Raw genomic sequence first — 20,819 nt, 5'->3', positions numbered from 1 at the left:
ACTGCACAACCGCAATGGGAGGAATGACATGGCAGGATCGTCAGCGGCTGTTTTTGGATTGGGCTCGATGGGATTTGGCATGGCGTCTTCCTGTCTGGCGGCAGGGCTCACGACATGGGGCGTGGATGTCGTGAACGATCAAATGGCGCGATTTCGTGAGGCAGGCGGGGCTCCGGGCGATGTCCAGGACAATTTGCATCGGCTGGACGCGGTTGTGGTCGTGGTTCTCAATGCGGCACAGACCGAAATGGTTCTCTTCGGGCCACAGGGCGTGGTGCAGGGGCTCAAGGCTGGCGCGGTTGTCATGGCATGCGCCACTGTCCCGCCCGCCTTTGCGCGAGAGATGGCCGGGCGCTGCGCTGAGCACGGTGTGCACTACCTCGACGCCCCCATTTCAGGCGGTTCCGTCAAAGCCGCAGAAGGGGCGCTCAGCATCATGGCATCGGGCACGCCGGAGGCCTTTGACGCAGCCGGGCCGGTGTTGGACGCCACGGCGCAACAGGTCTTTCGGCTGGGCGATGAAGCGGGGCCGGGATCGGCCATGAAAGCGGTCAATCAGCTATTGGCTGGCGTACATATCGCGACGATGGCAGAGGCCATGACCTTCGGAATGACACAAGACATCTCGCCTGAAGACTTCACAGAAGTGATCTCACAATGCGCGGGCACCAGCTGGATGCTGGAAAACCGGGCGCCCCATATCGTGCAAGGCGATTACACGCCGCATTCGCAGGTGAATATCTGGCCCAAGGATCTGGGCATTGTGCTGGAGGTTGCGAAATCGGCAGGTTTCTCGGCGCCGATCACCGCGGCTGCCTTGCAACAATATATGGTCGCCGTCGGTATGGGCCTTGGTGCGCAAGACGATGCGGCCATTGCAAAGGTTTACGCACGCAATGCCGGGCTCACATTGCCGGGAGAACAGACATGAAACTGGGGTGCATCGGCGATGATTTCACGGGATCTTCAGATCTCGCCAACACGCTGGCCAAAGGCGGCATGCGGGTCACGCAATATACGGGCATCCCGGACACGGCGGCTGCGGCTGACGTGGAAGCTGGCGTCATTGCGCTGAAATCCCGGTCGATCCCCGTGCAAGAGGCCGTTGAGCAATCACTCAGGGCGCTGGACTGGCTCAAGGCGCAAGGCTGCGAGCAGTTTTTCTTCAAATATTGCTCGACGTTTGACAGCACGCCAGAGGGCAATATCGGCCCTGTGGCTGACGCCCTCGCCGAGGCACTTGGAGCGACGCGGGTCATCTTTTGCCCGGCCTTTCCCGGCACGGGGCGCTCGATTTACCAAGGCCATCTTTTCGTAAATGACACGCTGCTCAATGAAAGCGGCATGCAGAACCACCCACTGACCCCCATGACCGATGCGGACCTGCGCCGATGGTTGGCGCAGCAAACGAAACACAGCGTCGGGCATGTCGCGGCCCCAGACGTATTTGCGGGTGCAGAGCGTATTGCCGAGGCGCTCGAGCGTGCGCATGACGCGGGCCATCGCCATATCATCGTGGATGCGCTGCGCGACGAAGATCTGCAGGCCATCGGCAAAGCGGCGGCCCCGCTGCCGCTGATCACTGGCGGCTCCGGCGTGGCCCTTGGTCTGCCTGCGAATTATGGCTGCACACCGGGCAATGTTGCCTGGACGGGGCAAGCCGGCAAGGCGGTCATCCTGTCGGGCTCCTGCTCCATCGCGACGCGCGCGCAAGTGGCGCGGCATGGCACGCGCCATCCGACCCGCGAGATTGACGCAGCCGCTGTGATTGAAGGGCGCGAAACGGCGAGGGAGATCGCAGATTGGCTCATGGGACAGGACGGCTTGCCGCTCGCTTATAGCTCTGCAAATCCCGAGGCCGTCCGCGAAATCCAAGCGCGCTATGGCGGTACGCGGGCAGCTGAGGCGCTGGAGCAGTGTTTTGCCGAGATCGCGCGGCTGTGCGTTGCCGCGGGCGCGACGCGCGTGATCAGCGCAGGCGGAGAAACCTCTGGCGCGGTTGTGGAAGGCCTCGGGCTGACAACCCTGCAGATCGGGCCGGAGATCGATCCCGGCGTCCCTGCCCTGCGCGCGTCCGATACTTTAGTGGTCGCCCTCAAATCCGGCAATTTCGGCGCGGAGGATTTTTTCGAGAAAGCCGATGCTCTGCTCTCGGGGGCATCATGAGCGAAACGGCCCTGCGCGAAGAGATTTGCCGCCTGTCCGCATCGCTTTTCGAGCGCGGCCTGACCCATGGCGCCACCGGAAACATCTCGGCCCGCACCGAGGATGGCGGGCTGCTCGTGTCTCCGACCGGGACCAGCTTCGGCCGCCTTGATCCCGCGCGCCTCAGCCGGTTTAATGCCGCCGGACATCACGTCGACGGCGACGCGCCGACCAAGGAGATGCCCCTGCACAGCGCCTTTTATGAGACCCGCAGCACCGCGGGCGCGGTCGTGCATCTGCATTCATGTCATTCCGTGGCTCTGTCAATGCTGGACGATACCGATCCCGACAACTTTCTGCCCGCGCTGACGCCTTATGCCGTGATGCAATTGGGCAAGATCCAGCTGTTGCCCTTCTTTGTGCCCGGCGATCCTGCCATGGGGGCAGCTGTGCGTGGGCTGGCGGGCAAACGGGCGGCGGTCATGCTGGCCAACCACGGTCCTGTAGTCTCCGGAAAATCCGTTGAGGCCGCGTGTAATGCCATAGAAGAGCTGGAGGCCACAGCGAAGCTCGCGCTCATGCTGCGCGGCCTGCCCCATCAGGGGCTCACCCCGGATCACATCACGGAAGTTGTCCGTAAGTTCGACATCCAGTGGGACGACTAGAGCTCAAGGCGCCAACGCGACCAGCCCCTTGGCAAAACGCGCGGCGTTTTCCTGATAATGGCGCGCGGACGTCCGAAGGCCTTCAATCGCGGCCTCATCCAACGCGCGCACCACACGGCCCGGGCTGCCCATCACGAGGCTGCCATCCGGGATCTCCTTGCCCTCGGTGATCAGCGCGCCGGCACCAATCAGGCAATTCTTGCCAATCCGCGCGCCATTCAGAACCGTTGCGCCCATGCCAATCAAAGTGTTTTCGCCCAGCACACAGCCGTGCAGCATCGCCTTGTGGCCAATTGTGCAGCCTGCGCCAATCACCAGCGGATAGCCCATATCCGTATGCATGACGCAGTTCTCCTGCACATTGCTGCCCGCGCCAATGCGGATCTCTTCATTGTCACCGCGCAAGGTGCACCCGAACCAGACGGATGTTTTCTCTTCCAGCACCACGCGCCCCAAGACATGGGCGCCCGGCGCGATCCAGGCCGTCTCCGCAACCTGCGGCGCAACGCCGTCCAGCGTGTAAAGCATTATTGCATCTCCTCGAATTGCATCTGCAAGGCCCGCACATGGGAGAGCAGGTCTGGTTGTTGCGAGCGGCGCAGCCGAGTCGCCGTCAGGATGGTCCGCAATTTGGACTCTGTCGCATCCAGATCATCATTGACCAGTACAAAATCATACCCGTCCCAGTGGCTGATTTCATCCCAGCTCTTCTGCATGCGTTTGGTGATCACATCCGAGCTGTCCTGCCCCCGCGCTTCCAACCGGCGGCGCAGCTCGATGATCGAGGGGGGCAGAAGAAAAATCGACAACGTGTGCTGACCGAGATCGGAATTGCGGATCTGCTGCGCCCCTTGCCAATCGATATCAAACAACACATCGCGTCCCGCATCAATGGCCGCCTGCACGGGCGCCTTGGGAGAGCCGTAGAAATTGCCGAAGACATGGGCATGCTCGAGCATCCCGCCTTCGCTCACGGTCGACTTGAACGCAGCATCCGACACGAAATGGTAATCCGCGCCATCCACCTCGCCGGGCCGGGGCGTACGCGTTGTGGCCGAGACCGAAAAGACAATGCTTTCATCCCATTGGCGCAACCGTTTTGCGAGCGTGGATTTGCCCGCACCGGAGGGGGACGACAGGATGATCAGCAAACCACGACGGTCAGGCATTGCGTTACTCCACGTTCTGGACCTGCTCGCGCAGCTGGTCGATTTGGGTCTTCAACTCCAGACCAATAGCCGTGAGCGCCGCGTCACCGGATTTGGAACAGAGCGTGTTGGCTTCCCGGTTGAATTCCTGCATCAGAAAATCAAACCGCCGCCCCACCGGGCCACCTTTGATCATGAGATCCCGCGCGGCGGCGATATGCGCGCCCAGTCGGTTGATCTCCTCGGTCACATCCGCCTTGACCGCAAGCAGCGCAAGCTCTTGCACAATACGCTCCTGCGGCATGTCCTCCACTGCGGAGGTCACGCGCCTCAGAGCGGATGTGAGCTGCGCCTCCGCCGTACCCTGCCGGGCCTCCGCTGCCTGCGTGGCAGCGTCTGTCAGCCGAGCGATCTCGTCGAGATGGGTGCTCAGCATGTCCGACAATGCGGCCCCTTCGCTTTGCCGCGCGGCGATGAAAGCGGCAAGAACATCTTCGAAGTCTTCAAGAAGCGCGCCGCGCAAGGCGGCGATTTCCTCGGAGGTGCTGGCGGTGTCCCCCGTCTCCAGGACACCGCGCAAGGCCAAAACATCGGCAGCTGTCGCCGGCGCCAGGCTTTGGCCTTGCGCCATGGCGGCGCTCTCCACCGTGCCAATCGCCGACAAAACGCTTTCCAGAACGGCCGCATTGACCTTGAGCGCTGCCTCCTCGCTCACCCTCGTCAGACGGAGGTTCACCGTCACGTTGCCACGCCCCAGCGCCCCGCCAAGGCGTTTGCGCAGAGCCGCTTCGAGCCCGTCAATCCAATCGGGCACCCGAACCCGCAAATCCAGACCCCGGCCATTCACCGAGCGGACATCCCAGCTCCAGCTGAAAGGGTCTAACTGGCCTTCGGCGGCGGCAAAGCCTGTCATCGAGAAAATCATGGATGCATCTTTCGTCGTCTCCTCAGCGCCATAGCGCGCCTGCCCCTCCTCGAGCAAGGTGCTTCTGTTGCTGACCTGACGCCAGTACGTGGCCGACGAGGGTTAACCAATAGTCAAGAAAACAGCCCAAATCTTAAAAATTCGTGTCATGTTAAGACTTGAGTAACCATTCCGAGTGAATGTTGGTCCAAAACGCAGACGGCGAAGTCTGCGATCGGGCGCTGACGTCACTCGGCGGAGGCAAGACATGGACGACATGGACATCAAACACCCCACGGATCTGCGTAATGACGCGCAGGGACAGATCATCAAGTTGCCTCAGGATTGGAGCGGCATCAAATCCTCCGGCGCGCTGGCGCAGGTGGATGCCTATTGGCACGCGCTGCGCGGCTCTCGCCTTGTGCCTGACAGATCTGACGTCGACCCGCGCGGCATTGAAGGGGCGCTGAGCCATTCCTTCATCGCCGAGCGCATTGCGCCCGGCCACGCGCGCGTGCGGATCGCAGGGCAGCACCTCAGCGACATCCTTGGCATGGAAGTGCGTGGCATGCCCCTTTCTGCTCTGTTCGAGCCCACAGCCCGGGATCGCCTGCAAGGGATCTTGCGTCATGTTTTTGACGCGCCCATGGTCTACCGCATGCAGCTTGCGAGCGGGGCCAGCCTTGGCAAGCCCGCCCTGAACGCGCGCATGTCGATCTATCCGCTGCGCAATGACATGGGGGACATCTCCCGCGCCCTTGGGTGCATCGTGGTTGATGGCGATATCGGCCGCGCCCCGCGCCGCTTTGACATCACTCATGCCAAGGAAGAGATCCTGACCGCGCAAACACCCGATACCGCTCCAGTGGCCAAGGTGCACGAGGAAGCGGCGCCCATGGGCCTCGCCGAAGAGCCAGCCGCTTTCGAGCACACCGCTGTGCCTTACTTGCGTGTTGTCCGTTAGATCCAGACGCGTTCCTGAGGTTACGCCATTAGCCTTTGCACGCAGGCTTCGGCCTGATGCAACGCGCGGTTCAGGTCAAAACTGACAACGGCGCCCTCCCGGACGATCTGGCGCCCTTCCACAAACAGGTGGCGCACCTGACTTGGCCCCGCCAGCAAAAGCGCCGCCGGATCCCAACTTCCAGCGGCCTCGATGCCGCGCATATCCCAAATCGCCAGATCCGCGCGCATGCCGGGCACAACCTGTCCGCAATCATCGCGGCCCAACACCTCCGCGCCACCGCGGGTTGCCAAACGCAACGCATCCCGCGCGCTCATGGCATCCGCGCCCTGACTGACCCTTTGCAGCAGCATGGCCTGTCGCGCCTCCAAGATCAGATTGCCCGTGTCATTCGACGCCGTCCCGTCCACCCCCAGGCCCACAAGCACGCCGGCATCCAGCATCTGACGCACCGGCGCAATCCCGGAGCCCAAACGGCAATTTGAACAGGGGCAATGGGCCACACCGGTGCGGCTTTGCGCAAAAAGGCTGATCTCGCGCGCGTCGAGCTTGACGCAATGGGCGTGCCACACATCACTGCCCGTCCAGCCCAAGTCTTGCGCATATTCACCCGGCGTGCAGCCAAATTGCGCCTGCGAATAGGCGATATCCTGATCATTTTCGGCCAGATGCGTATGCATCATGACGCCCTTGTCTCGGGCCAGCAGCGCGGCATCCCGCATGAGTTCCCGGCTGACGGAGAAGGGCGAACAAGGCGCAACCCCCACGCGGACCATAGCGCCCGGGCGACTGTCGTGATGGGCATCAATCACGCGCATGCAGTCCTCAAGGATCGCCGCCTCTTGCTCGACCAATGCATCGGGCGGCAAGCCACCCGCGCTCTCGCCGATTGACATAGCACCGCGTGTCGGGTGGAAGCGCAAGCCCACGTCGCGCGCGGCGTCGATCGTGTCGTCCAGACGGGCCCCATTGGGATAAAGATAGAGATGGTCGGAGGTCAGCGTGCACCCTGACAAGGCCAGCTCTGCAAGGCCAACTTGAGCCGAGACGAACATATCCTCCGGGGTGAACCGCGCCCAGATCGGATAGAGGGTCTGCAACCAGCCGAAGAGCAGCGCATCTTGCGCGGCAGGAACAGCGCGCGTCAGAACCTGGTAGAGATGGTGATGGGTATTCACGAGCCCCGGCGTCACAAGGCAACCGCTCAGATCATGCACTTCGCCGGGCCCATCCAACGCGACGCCGATCTCAGTGATACACCCGTCGCTCAGCCGAATATCAACATCGCACAACTCAGAGCTCGCGTCATCCATCGTCATGACACAGCTTGCATTTTTAAGGATATGATCCATTCCAGCCCCTCTCGATTGGCCCATTTCTATGAGAGGGATGAACGCGCCGGAAATGGGCAAATTACGCGCGTTATGTCTGACGGTAGGCCAAAAAAGCGGCGCGACGCAAGAGGGGCGCGTCAGCCCTTGCGCAGAATTTCCAAAGCGGCGGCGTGGATTTGGGGATTGGCCGCGGCGAGAGCATGCCCCCCGTGCAGCGCGGGGCCTCCGTCCCAATCGGTCACAAGACCACCTGCCGCCTCAACCACGCCAATCGGGCCCTGGATGTCATAGGCATTCAGGCCCGCCTCGATCACCAGATCGATTTGACCCGCAGCCAGCAGAGCATAAGCATAACAATCGCAGCCATATCGCGTCAGTTTCACGTGGCGCGCCACGCGCTCGAAGCTGTCCCGGTCGGCCGCAGTCCCGACTTCGGGGAAGGTTGTAAACAGCGTGGCCTCGGCCAAGGCTGTCGTATCGCGGGTCCGAAGTGGCGACACACCTTGCGGGCCGTGAACTTGGGCGACACCGGGGCCACCGATGAAACGCTCGCCGATATAGGGCTGATCCACGATCCCCAGATGTACTTTCCTGTCATCTGAAAGTGCGATCAAAACGCCCCAGGTCGGTGTTCCAGAGATGAAGCCACGCGTGCCATCGATCGGATCAAGGACCCAGGTCAAACCGCTCCGGCTCGCAACGGCATCAAATTCCTCGCCCAGAATACCGTCCTGCGGGCGTCTGCGCGCAAGGACAGCGCGCATGGCTTCCTCGCCCGCGCGATCCGCAACGGTCACAGGGTCAAATCCTCCGGCATCCTTGTTGTCAGCGGACACACCAGCCCTGAAATACGGCAAAATGGCCGCGCGCGCCGCGTCGGCCATTTCCTGCGCCACAACCAGCGCGTCGGTCATATCATCAGACATCTATTCCTCCCGCCAGATCCGGCGGGGCCGCTTATGCGACGTCGCTCAGCACGCGCGCAAGCTCAAAGAGGCGGCGGCGCTGATTTTCAGGAATAGCGTAATAAGAGCGCACAAGATCGAGGGCTTCCTTGTCGCCCAACAGGTCCGCGGGGACCGCGCTGCTCGCGGATTGATCTGCGGCCTCGATCTCACCTTCTTCGATCCCCTCGAAGAAGAAACTCACGGGCACATCAAGCGCCTCGGCAATGTCCCAAAGACGGGACGCGCTGACGCGATTGGCCCCTGTCTCATATTTCTGGATCTGTTGGAACTTGATCCCCACACGTTCTGCCAATTGCTGTTGGGTCATACCGACCAGCCAGCGTCTATGACGAATGCGTTTTCCGACGTGAACGTCTACGGGATGTGCCATGTTATCGTCCTTGCTCTTTAATATGCGGCCCAGCTATACGATACAGCGAGACCATTTCCACACTCTTACCAAAATCATCACAATCACCGGGCATTCAGCCGGACGCGCCAAGGTTAGTAACTTCGGCGCTTAAAGCAAGTGTTATTTGCGCGCCATACGGGCGCTATTTGGCGACAGCACACGCAAAGCGGTATCATACCACCCCCCATATATCTCCTTTGCACTCAGGAGTGTCACAAGATAGGCCTGTTTGTGACAATTCTGCAGGAGATGAGCGATGCAGGCCTTTCATATTTCAACCACTGGTAGTGCCGCCGCGCTGACAGAGATCGAGAAACCCGAGCCCGGACCGGGACAGATTCTCTTGCGCATTGGCGCTTGCGGATTGAACTTCGCGGACCTGCTGATGGAAAAAGGCACCTATCAGGAGACACCCGACGCGCCTTTCACCCTCGGCATGGAAGTGGCGGGCTATGTGGAAGCCCTTGGCGAGGGTGTTACCGCGCCTCCCATCGGCAGCCGGATCGCGGTCTTTGGAGGATCGGGCGGTTTGGCTGAGTACGGATGTTTTGATGCAAACCGCGCCGTGCAACTGCCCGATGCGATGTCATTGGTGGACGCAGCCGCGTTTCAAGTTGCGTATGGTACCTCTCATCTGGCGCTGAAGCACCGCGCCCGTTTGCAACCCGGTGAGCGATTGCTGGTGCTGGGCGCGGCGGGCGGCGTTGGGCTGACAGCCGTCGAGATCGGCAAGTTGATGGGCGCGGAAGTCATTGCCTGCGCGCGCGGTGCCGCAAAGCTTGAGGCCGCCAAGGCAGCCGGTGCGGACCATCTGATTGACGCGAGCCATGCGGATTTGCGGGCCGAGGTCAAAGCGCTTGGCGGTGCTGATGTTGTTTATGATCCCGTGGGCGGCGCGCAATTCAAGGATGCGTTTCGCGCCTGCAACCCCGAAGCGCGCCTGTTGCCCATAGGGTTTGCCTCCGGAGATGTGCCCTCCGTGCCTGCCAACCATCTGCTGGTCAAAAATCTCACCGTTATGGGCGTCTATTGGGGCGGCTATCTGAAGTTCAACCCGGCGGCGTTGACAGGCTCACTGACCGAATTGTTTGACTGGTATGCGGCCGGGCGCATCAAGCCTCACGTCTCCAACGTCTTGCCTTTGGCAGAAGCACGCGACGCGCTGGAACTGCTCCGCGAGCGGCGCTCAACCGGTAAGGTCGTTGTGCAAGTGGCTGATCTTTGAGCGGGGGCACGCCCCCGTGACACGACGCGCACCCGCGAGACACAAAGGGGGCATGACCGCGACCGGTCAGCCCGCAGGCCAGCTCACGACGCCGCCCCCCACAAGCGCTTGCACACCTGTAGTGGTGGGACAAGACGTCGGCAGGCCGCGCGCCACGCGGATTGCCAGATATGCAAAGGCCTGCGCCTCAAGCATATCGCCATCGAGCCCCACATGTTCGACCGGGCGCACAGGGCAATCAAGCGCGACGGAGAGCATGTCCATGATGACAGGATTGTGCCGGCCTCCCCCGCAGACGAGGAGCTGCGCAGGCTTCTCGGGCAGATATTCCATGCCCTGCATCACAGCGCTGGCTGCCATCGCGCACATGGTCGCCGCCGCATCTGCGTCTGACAATTCCTTGACGAGATCGAGCATGAGCGCGAAGTCGTCCCGGTCCAGCGATTTGGGGGGCATCTTGCGAAAATACGCCTCTTGCAAAAAGAGCTCGAGCGCGCCGTCTGCGACCGTTCCTGTCCTGGCAAGCGCGCCGTCTTCGTCAAAAGGCACGCCACGCCGGGCTGTCATCAGATCATTGAGCGGGGCATTGGCCGGGCCAGTGTCGAACGCCAAAAGCGCGCCTTGCACTTCAGGGCCCGATTTGCGCGGATCAACCCATGTGATGTTGCCGACCCCGCCAAGATTGAGGAAAGCCATCGGCGCCTTGGCACCAATGTAGCGGGCACAGGCAAAGTGATAGAACGGTGCCAGAGGCGCGCCTTGGCCACCAAGCTGCACATCAGCCGTCCGGAAATCCCACACGACGGGCCTCTGCAACGCGTCGGCCAATGCCTGACCATCCCCCAATTGATGAGTGCCCCGGCCCGATGGATCATGAGCCAGCGTCTGGCCATGAAAGCCAATGAGCGCACCGGGCATCTCGCGGAGCGCTTCAAGATGCGCCCTGTGAATGACCTCCTGCGCCGCTTCCAGATCGTCACCCGGCCACCGCCCCAAAGCCGCGCGCAGGAGCTGTCGTTCGGTCGGGGAATAGGCGCGATAGCCGCTCTCGCCAAAGCCGAAGATGTGCTCGCCATCGGAGTCCAGTGCCGCCACATCCACACCATCGAGCGACGTGCCCGACATGGCACCCACGGCCCAGATCCTGCCCTCTTTCAACATGCCCTTTTCCTCACCCCGCCTGCCCTTTATAGGCTTAAGCCCAGCATATCGGAGAGCCGTCATGACCTACCATCCCAAATCCGACTTTATGGCTGTAATGATGCAGCGCGGGTTCCTTGCGGATTGTACGGATTACCAAGGCCTCGACGATGCCGCGCTCAAGGGCGGGATGCCGGCCTATATTGGCTTTGATGCCACGGCCAAATCCCTACATGTCGGCTCACTCATCCAGATCATGATGCTGCGCTGGCTGCAAAAGACCGGCGGGCGCCCGATCACGCTGATGGGCGGCGGGACAACCAAGGTGGGCGATCCGAGCTTTCGCGCCGATGAGCGCCCGCTGCTGACGCCTGCACAGATCGATGACAACATTGCGGGCATCAAACAGGTGTTCTCCGCATATATCGACTATAACGATGGCCCCTCAGGCGCCATGATGCTCAACAATGCCGAATGGCTGGACGGGCTCAATTACCTCGATTTTCTGCGCGACATCGGACGGCACTTCTCGGTCAACCGCATGCTCGCTTTTGAAAGCGTCAAATCGCGGCTGGATCGGGAGCAATCGCTATCGTTTCTCGAGTTCAACTACATGATCCTGCAGGCCTATGACTTCCTCGAGCTCAACCGCCGCTATGGCTGCGTGTTGCAGATGGGCGGGTCGGATCAATGGGGCAACATCGTCAACGGGATCGACCTGACGCGCCGGGTTCTGGACCATGAGATCTATGGGCTCACCTCGCCCCTGCTGACCACCAGCGATGGAAAGAAGATGGGCAAATCCGCCTCGGGCGCGGTTTGGCTCAATGCCGAGATGCTTTCGCCATACGAGTTCTGGCAGTTCTGGCGCAACACAACCGATGCTGATGTGGGCCGGTTTCTCAAGCTCTACACCGAGCTGCCCGTAGAGGAATGCGACCGGCTGGGCGCTTTGGGCGGGGCTGAGATCAACGACGCGAAGATCGTGCTGGCGGGCGAAGTCACCGCTCTGTTGCATGGCCGCGCGGCCGCGGAGACGGCAGAGGCCACGGCGCGCGAAGTGTTCGAGAAAGGCGGCGTGGGGGATGATTTGCCAACGCTGGATCTCTCTGAGGCAGATGTCGGCGACGGGATTTCCATCGTCCAGCTCATCGTCAAGGCGGGCCTCGCCAAATCCGGCAAGGAGGCCAAGCGCCTGATTGCGGAAAACGGAGCCAGGATTGATGATGCACCCCTGACCGATGCGGGCCTGATGCTCGATGCTCAGGCCCTCGCCTCACCGGTCAAGCTGTCGGCAGGCAAAAAGCGCCACGCTCTGGTCAAGCTGAGCTGATCAAAGCCTGTAGCATCGGCAAAGCGGATCGCCCCCCGTAGGCCCGCTTACAAAATCAAATCACTGGCGCGCAGCTCCGGCGCGCCATCCAGATCAATGGACAGATCAGAGGCCCTGTCACCGTCAAGATCGACATAGAGCCGTCCGATGCTCTCATTGTAGCGCACCTCGTTGCCTGCCCCGGTATAGGTGCTGCCCACAAAGCTCAGCGTCCCCGCAAACCCTGAGAGATCAATCCTGTCAGTCCCGCTGACGAAATCAGCGATCTCGTCGCGCGGGCCGGAATGCGGGCTGTCAGCGACAGTCTCAAAGACAAAGACATCGGCCCCCGATCCGCCATTGAGCAGGTCTGCCCCACTGTCGCCCACCAACACATCATTTCCCGATCCGCCAAACAGCCGGTCATCACCAGACCCGCCATGGATCGTATCGTTGTTGCCGTTGCCCGCCAGAACATCCTCATCCGCGCCGCCGAAAAACCGATCATCTCCCGTAGAGCCGCGCATCGTATCTTGTCCCGCGCGTCCCAGCAGAAGATCATCACCAGACCCGCCAGAGGCCCAGTCATCGCCGTCCTCGCCGTTCAGACGATCATCCCCCGCATTGCCAAAGAGCGTGTCATCTCCGTCTCCCGCGCGCAGGGAGTCGTTGCCGCCCGATCCCACGAGGAGATCCGCATCAGCCCCGCCGTTCAGCGTATCGTCATCGCTGCCACCGTAGAGCTTGTCAGCGCCTGCGCCGCCCGAGAGCTCATTGTCTCCAGAGCCACCGCGCAGGGTATCCTCGCCCGCGCCGCCAAACAGCCTGTCATCCCCGCCGTCACCGCGCAGAGAATCGTCACCGGCGCTCCCGGACAAGGTATCGTTACCCGCATCGCCATCCAGCGTATCGTCGCCTTGTTCACCGCGCAGCAGGTCATCATCGGCGCCGCCGCGCACCGAGTCGTTCCCCTGCCCCGCGCGGACGGAATCCTCACCGTCCGCGGCCCGGATCGTATCATCGCCGCCAAAGGCCTCGATCTGATCGTCCCTGCCCGAGCCCTCCAGCGCATTGGCACTTTCCGTGCCGTAGATCAGCGCGCCTTCTGTCCCGTTCGACAGGGCATGCCGGAAGGCGTCATTGGCCGCGCGCGCCTGGGCGGACAAACCGTCGCGATACGTCTCGACTGCCGCCGCAAATGCATCAAGCGCCGCGCCATCCAGAGCCCGCTCCGGCGTTGTGATGACCTCCAAAGCTGCGCGCTCTGTCGCCTCCATCCGCGCCCCAAGCTCGCGAGACAAACCTGCGCCGGTTTCCTCCAGCAAAAGGTCGCGGAGCGCCGGCGGCAGATTTGCCAAGGCGTCTTCGTTGGCCATCAGGGCAAAGGGAATAAGCCCTGCCAAGGCATTGTCCGGCAGAACAAGGCGTTCCGCGATAAGATCATCAAACTCCAACCGTCTGGCCAAATCGAACGAGGATGCAAAACCATCGATCGCCCCCGACGCGAGCGCCGAGGCCACCTCTCCGGCGGGTATATTTTGAACAGAGACCCCCATCGTACTGAGCACAGAGCCAAGCGCCCCTTGGGCCGCGATCTTCAATCCCTCGAACCCTGCAAACGGTCCGCGCAATGCAATCTGCGACAAGCCCGACATGGCAGCGGCCAAAATCTCAATATTGACGCCGGGTTCGTCCGTGTCCGTCAGGACTTGCCAGGCACTCTCCGAGGCCACGGAGCCCAAAGGCGCATCACCTGGGACAACCAGACCGTTCACGGCGGGAAAGAAAAACGGCGTGAAGGCAGGCGACGTCCAACCCAGATCGATCTGCCCGGCGCTGACCGCGTCCGTGACTTCAAATGCACCGATCAACTCACCCGCTGCGAAGACCTCAATGTCGAGTGCACCGTCAGATCGGTCTTCCACGGAGCGCGCCCAGGCCTCGATCACCCGAAATTGCGCGGATTCTCGGCTCACGGCGGTCGCCATTGTCAACGTCTGCATGCGGTGTCAGCCTCCATTGCTCAATAAACAAGGCGCGCGAGCAGAACCCGCGCGCCTCCAATCAGTAATCAAGGCGTTCAGAGGATCAAGTCGCTCCCAAGCAGCGTTGGCGCGCCATCGAGATCCACGGAGAAATCGGATGCGTTATCGCCATCGATGTCGATATAGAGCCGCCCGATATTGTCATTGTATCGCACTTCGTTGCCCGCGCCTGTGTAGGTGCTGCCCACGAAGGTCAACGTGCCATCAAAGCCCGAGAGATCGATCATATCGGTCCCGCTGACAAAATCGGCGATCTCGTCGCGCGGACCGGAATGCGGGCTGTCGGACACCTCTTCAAAGACGAAGACATCTGCACCCGACCCGCCGTTGAGGAAGTCTGCGCCACCGTCGCCGACAAGTACGTCGTTGCCGGAGCCTCCAAACAACCGGTCATCGCCGGAGCCGCCGTTGAGCGTATCGTCGTTGTTGTTGCCGGCAATCACGTCATCATCGGCGCCGCCGAAGAAACGGTCGTCGCCGTTGGAGCCGCGCATCGTGTCGTTGCCCGCGCGACCCAACACCAGATCGTCACCACTGCCGCCCGACAACCAGTCGTTTCCGTCTTCGCCGTTCAGCGTGTCCTCGCCGGAATTACCGTAGATGACATCGCCGTCATCGCCGCCGAACATGCGGTCCTCGCCGTCACCGCCGACCAACAGATCATCGCCGGTGCCGCCTGTGGCCGTATCATCGCCATCGCCGCCGTAGAGGCTGTCGTTGCCCGTGCCGCCGTCTATTTCGTCAGCGCCTTCGTCACCGCGGGCCACATCATCGCCGGAGCCGCCAAACAGACGGTCATTGCCAAGATCGCCCCGCAGGCTGTCGTCACCGGAGCTGCCGGAGAGCGTGTCGTTTCCGGCGTCGCCATCCAGCGTGTCATTGCCCTGTTCACCGCGCAGCAGATCGTTGTCATCGCCACCGCGCAGGCTGTCTTCGCCACGGCCGCCGCGCAGGGAATCGTTGCCCGCGTCGCCGAGCATGACGTCATTGCCATCCTGACCGCGTCCGGAATCGTCACCGGCGCCACCACGCACAAAATCGTTGCCGTCGCCGCCATCCAGCGTGTCGTTGCCGTCATCACCGCGCAGCGTGTCATTGTCATCGCCGCCTGAGAGCGCGTCATTGTCCGCGCCGCCGAGGATGCTGTCGTTGCCATCGCCGCCAAGGAGCGTGTCATCGCCGCCATCGCCGCGCAGCGTGTCGTCACCGTTGCCTTGCGCCGATTCAAACTCCACGAAGGGATTGGCATCACCGTCGATGCTGTCGTTGCCCTCACCGCCGCGAATGCTGTCGTCGCCCTCTTCGCCGAAGAGGGTATCATCACCATCCTCGCCAAAGAGCGTATCGTCGCCTTGCAGGCCATAGAGCTCATCGTTGTCAGCGCCGCCGTTCAACGTATCGCCCAGATCACCGCCGATCAGGACATCGTTGCCCGCGCCGCCGCGGATATCATAGCGGCCAACATCGGAGTCAAAGGAGGCAAGCGTATCATCGCCGCCAAAGCCAAGCATGAGGCCGACCTCGGAATTATCTGCCAGTTCGAGGCGCTCGAAATCGTCATCCTCGGTGCCGACGATCACGCCATCATACTCGACGCCGTCAATCTCGATAACGTCCGCTTCGCCTTCTTCGCCCATCTCAAGCGTGACCAGAGGATCCCCGTCCAGCGAGAATTCGGCAGTGGCGATCTCAACACCGTCGATTTCATCGTAGTCGATATCACCAAAGCCATCGAAGTCAGGACCCAGATCTTCGACAATGGTCAACATCAGATCGGCCAGATCTCCCAATGTCTCCAGACCGACGAAGCTGCCCGTGATGACCAATTCCAGATCGTTGATCTGGGCGCTGGCTTCCTCGTTGCTCAAGGACAACGAAACGGACGAGCCGCCAGCTTGCGAGGCAAACACACCTTCAAATGAGAAATCAGACAGGGTCGCGATCAAATCGCTGCGTTCAGACGCGGAAAGCGGAACGCCGTTGCGTGTATCTTCGATGGCCTGGCCCAGCTCTTCGACCGCGTCAGACAGCGAAAAGAGTGTCGGGAAGCCAAGAGGCAGGCTGCCGGCCAACACAACCGATACATCCCCCGATGTCAGCGAGTAGCCTTCAAAGTTAGGCGTCAGGACCAGGATTTCGGTATCGGTCGAACCTGCTGTATGGGTGACTGTGAAGCTGGTGAAATTGCCCGACGCTGTGGCATTCTCAATCGCATCTTCCAACTCGGACACACTGCCCACAGGGCCCAGCGACGTACCGGCAAGCTCGACCGTGAAGTCGCCGAATTCCATTTCGATCAGGGTCGAGGAAATCGTCGTGAAGACAGGGTCAGTGGTTTCGATCAGCTCTTCGAATTGCTCCAACAGGTCATCGAATTCGGACTCGATGCTGATGTCCGTGTCGAGTTCGATGGCGAGCGTTTCGAGATTTTCAACTGTACTGGTTAACGTTGCCATTTGGCGGTCTCCATTTAATGGGATTCTCCTGAACTTATAGGTAAAGAGCCGCGTAAGGATTGTCACGGTGGAAAGAATACGCATGCCAAACTGGGACGGATGCGCGCGCAAATCAGGGATGTTTGCGCTCTCGCTTGTGGCCTTGTCCACCTACGCGCGAGCCGAAGCCCCCGAATTTCAACTCCGACTGGGCACCGGGTCAGCCCAGAGCGAACAGGCGGCCCAGGCGGCCCTCTTCACGGCGTTTTTTGGGGAATCGTTTGATAGCGGTAGCGATGTACCGCTCTTCGGAGAGACCTCAGACGGCACAACAGGCGCGCGCAATCTTGGGCAAGGTCAGGAGATCGCCGCGGAGATCAGCTGGCGCGTGTTCGACACCCTCAACAATTGGTCGCTGCATGCCGGGGTCCTCGGCAGCTACGGGCTGCGCCGCTACAAGTTGCCCGAAGGCATTGGTGTCTTCACCGACCCTGTGACAATCTCCTTGCGGTATCTCTCTCTTGGCTCGTCAGCAGAGGCCCGCAAAACCTGGGATGTCCTGAACGGTCGCACGGCTGACTTGCGGTTTGGCCTCGGCGCGCAGCGCACCCATTTTCGCGCGCATCTGTCATCCGACTTGCTGGACGTGGACGCGGAGGATTTTGAAGATCTGGGCTTCCTGCGCGTCTCGAGCCACCTTGATCTCTTCAGCAATCAACCCCGAAGTCCGGCCTTGCGCGCGGGCATTACGGCCTGGAGCAACAAGGCCATTGATGTCAGCTACGGGATCGCAATCGGTTTCTGAGACAACGGGACAGCACTGGGGCCACGGCCACAGCGTCGTGCCCAGAGCATGGCCGCATATCAGAATAGATGAGACGCGGAGCTTGCCCCGCGCCTCTCTTGGACATGGCTTTCTTCAGAGGATCAGATCGCTCGCCACCAATGTTGGTGCGCCGTCCAGATCAACCGAGAAATCCGATGCGCCATCGCCGTCGATATCCGCATAGAGCCGCCCGATCGTGGAATTATACCGGACCTCGTTGCCTGCGCCGGTATAGCTGCCCACGAAGCTCAACGTTCCGGCAAAGCCTGATAGGTCGATCATATCAGTTCCGCTGACAAAATCGCCGATCTCATCGCGCGGCCCGGAATGGGGGCTGTCGGAAATGGCGGTGAAGACAAAGGTATCCGCGCCGGAGCCGCCCCCCATGAAATCAGCACCAGAGCCACCGATCAAACTGTCGTCGCCCGCGCCGCCGAAGATCCGATCGTCGCTGGAGCCACCAAACAGGGTGTCGTTGCCATTGTTGCCCGACAGGATATCATCGTCGGCCCCACCGTAGAACAGATCTTCCCCATTCCCGCCGCGCATGGTGTCCTCACCAGCACGCCCGAAGAGACGGTCGTCGCCATTGCCGCCGGAGGCGCTATCGTTGCCCTCCTCGCCATTGAGCGTGTCGTCGCCAGAATTGCCGAAGAGCGTATCGTCCCCTTCCCCAGCACGTAGGCTGTCATCGTCGTTGTTACCGGCCAACAGGTCATTCTCCGTGCCGCCAAAGAGCGTGTCGTCACCGTCGCCGCCAAGGAGCGTGTCCTCTCCCGCATCGCCGTTCAGACGATCGTCTCCGTCATCGCCGCGCAATGTGTCGCTGCCATCACCACCGTTGAGCGTGTCGTTGCCGCCTTCGCCCAACAGGGAATCGTCGCCGCCCAACCCGTTGAGCACGTCATTGCCGGCCTCACCGTCGAGAACATTGGTGTTGTTGTCCCCGGTCAGCACATCATCGAGATCGCCCCCTGTGACGTTGTCGATCCCGGTTTCGGCAAAAAAGCCCACGCCTTCCGCATCAATCGCGCCATCCGGCGCGCCTACGTTTTGGAAGATGCCGGCACCATCGAGTGTGAAGACAACGCTTGTGCCCAGACCACCAAAGTCGATGCGATCCATACCGCCGCCGCCGGAAATCTGCACACCGCGATTACTGGCGCCTGCGGCCTGCACAAAGACGGTATCGTCGCCATCACCCAACACGATCTTGCCTGCGAGGTTCGTCCCCAATTGCACACGGTCATTGCCGCGGCCCGTTTCGATGAGCCCGACGCCCTCTGCAAGGCGCGCATCCACCGTATCCTCGCCGTCTCCGGTACTGATCGTACGGACAAAGCCCGTGCCGGTTGTCACATCATCGCTGCCCCCGAAGGTATCCACGATGGCCGTAAAGGCCGAGCTCAGATTGACGATGTTGTCACCGTTGCCCGCGCTGATGTATTCAACCGAGGCATCCCCGTTGAGATCAATCGTGTCATTGCCGTCAAAGCTGGTAATGTCATCGATCCGGGTGTCGGCTTGCGCAGTGATTTCATTGTCGCCACCACCTGCGCGCAGGCTGCCGATCCTGGACCCGGTCTCAACTTCGATCGTGTCGTTTCCACCGAACACCTCGAGAGATTCAATCTGCGCATTATTGCGCAGGTGAATGTCGTTGTTGCCGCTTCCCAGCACAGCTGAATCGATCCGCGCCCCATTGTCCACGAGCAAGTCATCGTTGCCGCCATAGGCGTTGATTATCGCAACGCGGCCACCGAGGATGTCCATGTCATTGGCACCACCGCTGACATTGAGAGTTTCAATACTCCCGCCATCCATGTTGATGTCATCGCTCTCGCCACCGCCGCGATAGCTGCCCAGGTCACCATCAATCAGGTTCAGGGTGTTGCTGCCGTTCCCGAGGTCTGCCGTCCCGAGATAGGCATCGGCATTGTTCATCGTTACGGTGTCATCACCCGAATAGGTGACGAGCGCATCCAGACCCCGCGACGAGGTATGCGTGAACGTGTTGTTTCCGTCCGCCAAATTGAGAACGCCGCCGCGCCCCTCGCCAGAGAAAATGGCGACATCATCGCCGTTGCCGAGCGACGCGGCATTGACGTTACCCTGGTTGTTGAGCGTATCGACGCCGTCGCTGGTTCCGATGGAGCGAACACTGACATCCGTCGCGATGTTCAGTGTGTTGGTGCCGCTGAAGGACGTGAAATTGGCGATGAAACTATCGCTCGTCGTGTTCAACACATTCGTGCCGCTGCCCAGCGCAATGGTATCCACGCCCCGACTTCCGGCATTGATGGTGTGATTGCCGTCATTGCCCCGAATGCTCTCAATGAAACTGTCGTTCCCATTGACGACAAAGGCGCCGTTGCCGTTGAACTTGACCGAGCGCAGATCGCCTGTCCCGCCATTGATCGTCGCTGACTCCGAGCCATTGGCGTCCAGCGACAGGAAATCGAAGTCCGTACGATTCACATTGATCGTGTTTGTTGCGCCGCCATAGCTGATGAGCGTATCCACTTTGCTGTCCGCGCCCGTGGACCCGTTAAACACGTCCGATCCGCCTTCGAGATATACGGAATTGACGCGCGCATCATCTTGCAGGGTCAGCGTATCGTCGCCCGAGCCCAGGTTCAGGAATTCGATCCGACCATTGGCGCCAACGGTGACTTCATCGTCACCGTCGTCGGTGTCCATATATTCCACCCGGCCCGTGCCTGTGGCCACGACATCGTCGCCATTGTCCAACACCACAGATTTCGTGTCGGAGCTCCCGAGGGTGAGATCCATGAAGCTCGAAGAAGAACTTGCATCATGCCGCAGGAACTGGATTTGCGTCGTCTCCAGAACCACAACATGGCTTCCCTCGCCCAGGCTGAGAAAGTTGATCGTGCGATCCATTGCATCCGCGGTGTCCTGAATATTGACATCCATGCCGTCGGGCGTGCGGAAAAACATCGTGTCTATGACCCAGGATCCGTCAGAGAGGGTCAGGTTCAAAATGTCGACGGGAGAGTCCGAATTGGAGATCCCAATATAATCCTGGCGGTCGTCTTCTCCGTCCCAATTTACGGTTGTGCCAAAAATCGTGACACTCGTCGTGCCATCAAGCACGCGCGTTTCGGTAGCCATAGTCTGTCCCCCTTGATCTTTCTTTTTATGCATTTTTGTTACGTAACGTCAGTTTGCGACCCGCCGGGAGCTGAGGCAAGGAATTTGAAGAGCCCGCGCAGAAAAAAACGCCGCCCGAGGGGCGACGTTTTCTGTACTCGAGATGCGCCGCTCAGGGCGGCACAGAGCTTCAGGCTGTGCTG

Annotated in this window: 17 protein-coding genes; 7 read left to right on the top strand and 10 right to left on the bottom strand. The window is 60.9% G+C overall.

The genetic code is table 11. The features are described from left to right. Nucleotides 1–28 precede the first annotated feature (28 nt). From ltnD to ACP15S_RS18825, 3 genes are read left to right on the top strand one after another with little or no spacing between them, the layout of a single operon-like run. Complete coding sequence (ltnD, locus tag ACP15S_RS18835) at nt 29–931, top strand: L-threonate dehydrogenase (RefSeq protein WP_425041217.1); 903 nt, start codon at nt 29–31, stop codon at nt 929–931. Further along, nucleotides 928–2,166 (top strand): 3-oxo-tetronate kinase, encoded by a 1,239-nt coding sequence (gene otnK / locus ACP15S_RS18830; RefSeq protein ID WP_425041216.1) that lies wholly within the window; start codon nt 928–930, stop codon nt 2,164–2,166. Before ltnD ends, otnK begins: the two co-directional genes overlap by 4 nt. Next, nucleotides 2,163–2,810: an aldolase gene (locus ACP15S_RS18825; RefSeq protein WP_425041215.1), complete on the top strand. Its 648-nt coding sequence runs from the start codon at nt 2,163–2,165 to the stop codon at nt 2,808–2,810. Before otnK ends, ACP15S_RS18825 begins: the two co-directional genes overlap by 4 nt. A gap of 3 nt (nt 2,811–2,813) precedes the next feature. Here ACP15S_RS18825 and ACP15S_RS18820 read toward each other — a convergent pair whose 3' ends face one another. Genes ACP15S_RS18820 through ACP15S_RS18810 form a run of 3 tightly spaced genes read right to left on the bottom strand, consistent with a single transcriptional unit; the run spans nt 2,814 to nt 4,883 of the window. Continuing rightward, nucleotides 2,814–3,341, bottom strand: coding sequence for a gamma carbonic anhydrase family protein (locus ACP15S_RS18820; protein ID WP_425041310.1), 528 nt, complete (start codon nt 3,339–3,341; stop codon nt 2,814–2,816). Then, on the bottom strand, nt 3,338–3,979 hold the full coding sequence (gmk, locus tag ACP15S_RS18815; protein WP_425041214.1) for a guanylate kinase: 642 nt from the start codon (nt 3,977–3,979) through the stop codon (nt 3,338–3,340). The genes ACP15S_RS18820 and gmk overlap by 4 nt, the downstream gene beginning before the upstream one ends. Before the next feature lie 4 nt (nt 3,980–3,983). Further along, nucleotides 3,984–4,883 carry a YicC/YloC family endoribonuclease gene (locus ACP15S_RS18810; RefSeq protein WP_425041213.1) on the bottom strand — a complete coding sequence of 300 codons (900 nt, stop codon included), beginning with the start codon at nt 4,881–4,883 and terminating at the stop codon, nt 3,984–3,986. A gap of 247 nt (nt 4,884–5,130) precedes the next feature. Here ACP15S_RS18810 and ACP15S_RS18805 point away from each other — a divergent pair, with 247 nt between their 5' ends. Continuing rightward, a complete protein-coding gene (locus ACP15S_RS18805; RefSeq protein WP_425041212.1) occupies nt 5,131–5,826 on the top strand; it encodes a PAS domain-containing protein in 696 nt (231 codons plus the stop codon). A 20-nt stretch (nt 5,827–5,846) separates the two neighbouring features. Here ACP15S_RS18805 and ACP15S_RS18800 read toward each other — a convergent pair whose 3' ends face one another. The 3 genes from ACP15S_RS18800 to ACP15S_RS18790 form a co-directional block, all read right to left on the bottom strand. After that, a complete protein-coding gene (locus ACP15S_RS18800; RefSeq protein WP_425041211.1) occupies nt 5,847–7,178 on the bottom strand; it encodes an 8-oxoguanine deaminase in 1,332 nt (443 codons plus the stop codon). Between the two features lie 119 nt (nt 7,179–7,297). Continuing rightward, nucleotides 7,298–8,086, bottom strand: a complete 789-nt coding sequence (gene hisN, locus ACP15S_RS18795; protein WP_425041210.1) for a histidinol-phosphatase — start codon at nt 8,084–8,086, stop codon at nt 7,298–7,300. A gap of 31 nt (nt 8,087–8,117) precedes the next feature. Continuing rightward, nucleotides 8,118–8,498 (bottom strand): helix-turn-helix domain-containing protein, encoded by a 381-nt coding sequence (locus ACP15S_RS18790; protein WP_425041209.1) that lies wholly within the window; start codon nt 8,496–8,498, stop codon nt 8,118–8,120. A gap of 277 nt (nt 8,499–8,775) precedes the next feature. Between ACP15S_RS18790 and ACP15S_RS18785 the strand changes: the two genes are divergently transcribed. Continuing rightward, nucleotides 8,776–9,744 carry an NADPH:quinone oxidoreductase family protein gene (locus ACP15S_RS18785; RefSeq protein ID WP_425041208.1) on the top strand — a complete coding sequence of 323 codons (969 nt, stop codon included), beginning with the start codon at nt 8,776–8,778 and terminating at the stop codon, nt 9,742–9,744. A 66-nt stretch (nt 9,745–9,810) separates the two neighbouring features. Here ACP15S_RS18785 and ACP15S_RS18780 read toward each other — a convergent pair whose 3' ends face one another. Then, nucleotides 9,811–10,905, bottom strand: coding sequence for an anhydro-N-acetylmuramic acid kinase (locus tag ACP15S_RS18780; protein WP_425041207.1), 1,095 nt, complete (start codon nt 10,903–10,905; stop codon nt 9,811–9,813). 61 nt (nt 10,906–10,966) lie between these two features. Here ACP15S_RS18780 and tyrS point away from each other — a divergent pair, with 61 nt between their 5' ends. Beyond that, complete coding sequence (tyrS, locus tag ACP15S_RS18775) at nt 10,967–12,217, top strand: tyrosine--tRNA ligase (RefSeq protein ID WP_425041206.1); 1,251 nt, start codon at nt 10,967–10,969, stop codon at nt 12,215–12,217. 47 nt (nt 12,218–12,264) lie between these two features. On the opposite strand, the gene ACP15S_RS18770 is transcribed toward tyrS, so the two are convergent. Then, nucleotides 12,265–14,199, bottom strand: coding sequence for a M10 family metallopeptidase C-terminal domain-containing protein (locus tag ACP15S_RS18770; protein ID WP_425041205.1), 1,935 nt, complete (start codon nt 14,197–14,199; stop codon nt 12,265–12,267). A 77-nt stretch (nt 14,200–14,276) separates the two neighbouring features. Then, nucleotides 14,277–16,697, bottom strand: coding sequence for a calcium-binding protein (locus ACP15S_RS18765; protein ID WP_425041204.1), 2,421 nt, complete (start codon nt 16,695–16,697; stop codon nt 14,277–14,279). A 67-nt stretch (nt 16,698–16,764) separates the two neighbouring features. Between ACP15S_RS18765 and ACP15S_RS18760 the strand changes: the two genes are divergently transcribed. Continuing rightward, a complete protein-coding gene (locus ACP15S_RS18760) occupies nt 16,765–17,481 on the top strand; it encodes a hypothetical protein (protein WP_425041203.1) in 717 nt (238 codons plus the stop codon). A 114-nt stretch (nt 17,482–17,595) separates the two neighbouring features. Here ACP15S_RS18760 and ACP15S_RS18755 read toward each other — a convergent pair whose 3' ends face one another. Further along, a complete protein-coding gene (locus ACP15S_RS18755) occupies nt 17,596–20,637 on the bottom strand; it encodes a hypothetical protein (protein WP_425041202.1) in 3,042 nt (1,013 codons plus the stop codon). Nucleotides 20,638–20,819: the final 182 nt, after the last annotated feature.

Origin of the sequence: Primorskyibacter sp. S187A (genome assembly GCF_049800955.1) — a bacterium.
GTDB lineage: Bacteria > Pseudomonadota > Alphaproteobacteria > Rhodobacterales > Rhodobacteraceae > JAKVBH01.
This window is presented reverse-complemented; position numbering and strand designations above follow the sequence as displayed.

Coding starts and splice junctions, on each gene's coding strand:
- ltnD (WP_425041217.1), top strand. CDS start 29: ATGGCAGGATCGTCAGCGGCTGTTTTTGGATTGGGCTCGATGGGATTT.
- otnK (WP_425041216.1), top strand. CDS start 928: ATGAAACTGGGGTGCATCGGCGATGATTTCACGGGATCTTCAGATCTC.
- ACP15S_RS18825 (WP_425041215.1), top strand. CDS start 2,163: ATGAGCGAAACGGCCCTGCGCGAAGAGATTTGCCGCCTGTCCGCATCG.
- gmk (WP_425041214.1), bottom strand. CDS start 3,979: ATGCCTGACCGTCGTGGTTTGCTGATCATCCTGTCGTCCCCCTCCGGT.
- ACP15S_RS18810 (WP_425041213.1), bottom strand. CDS start 4,883: ATGATTTTCTCGATGACAGGCTTTGCCGCCGCCGAAGGCCAGTTAGAC.
- ACP15S_RS18805 (WP_425041212.1), top strand. CDS start 5,131: ATGGACGACATGGACATCAAACACCCCACGGATCTGCGTAATGACGCG.
- ACP15S_RS18800 (WP_425041211.1), bottom strand. CDS start 7,178: ATGGATCATATCCTTAAAAATGCAAGCTGTGTCATGACGATGGATGAC.
- hisN (WP_425041210.1), bottom strand. CDS start 8,086: ATGTCTGATGATATGACCGACGCGCTGGTTGTGGCGCAGGAAATGGCC.
- ACP15S_RS18790 (WP_425041209.1), bottom strand. CDS start 8,498: ATGGCACATCCCGTAGACGTTCACGTCGGAAAACGCATTCGTCATAGA.
- ACP15S_RS18785 (WP_425041208.1), top strand. CDS start 8,776: ATGCAGGCCTTTCATATTTCAACCACTGGTAGTGCCGCCGCGCTGACA.
- ACP15S_RS18780 (WP_425041207.1), bottom strand. CDS start 10,905: ATGTTGAAAGAGGGCAGGATCTGGGCCGTGGGTGCCATGTCGGGCACG.
- tyrS (WP_425041206.1), top strand. CDS start 10,967: ATGACCTACCATCCCAAATCCGACTTTATGGCTGTAATGATGCAGCGC.
- ACP15S_RS18770 (WP_425041205.1), bottom strand. CDS start 14,199: ATGCAGACGTTGACAATGGCGACCGCCGTGAGCCGAGAATCCGCGCAA.
- ACP15S_RS18765 (WP_425041204.1), bottom strand. CDS start 16,697: ATGGCAACGTTAACCAGTACAGTTGAAAATCTCGAAACGCTCGCCATC.
- ACP15S_RS18755 (WP_425041202.1), bottom strand. CDS start 20,637: ATGGCTACCGAAACGCGCGTGCTTGATGGCACGACGAGTGTCACGATT.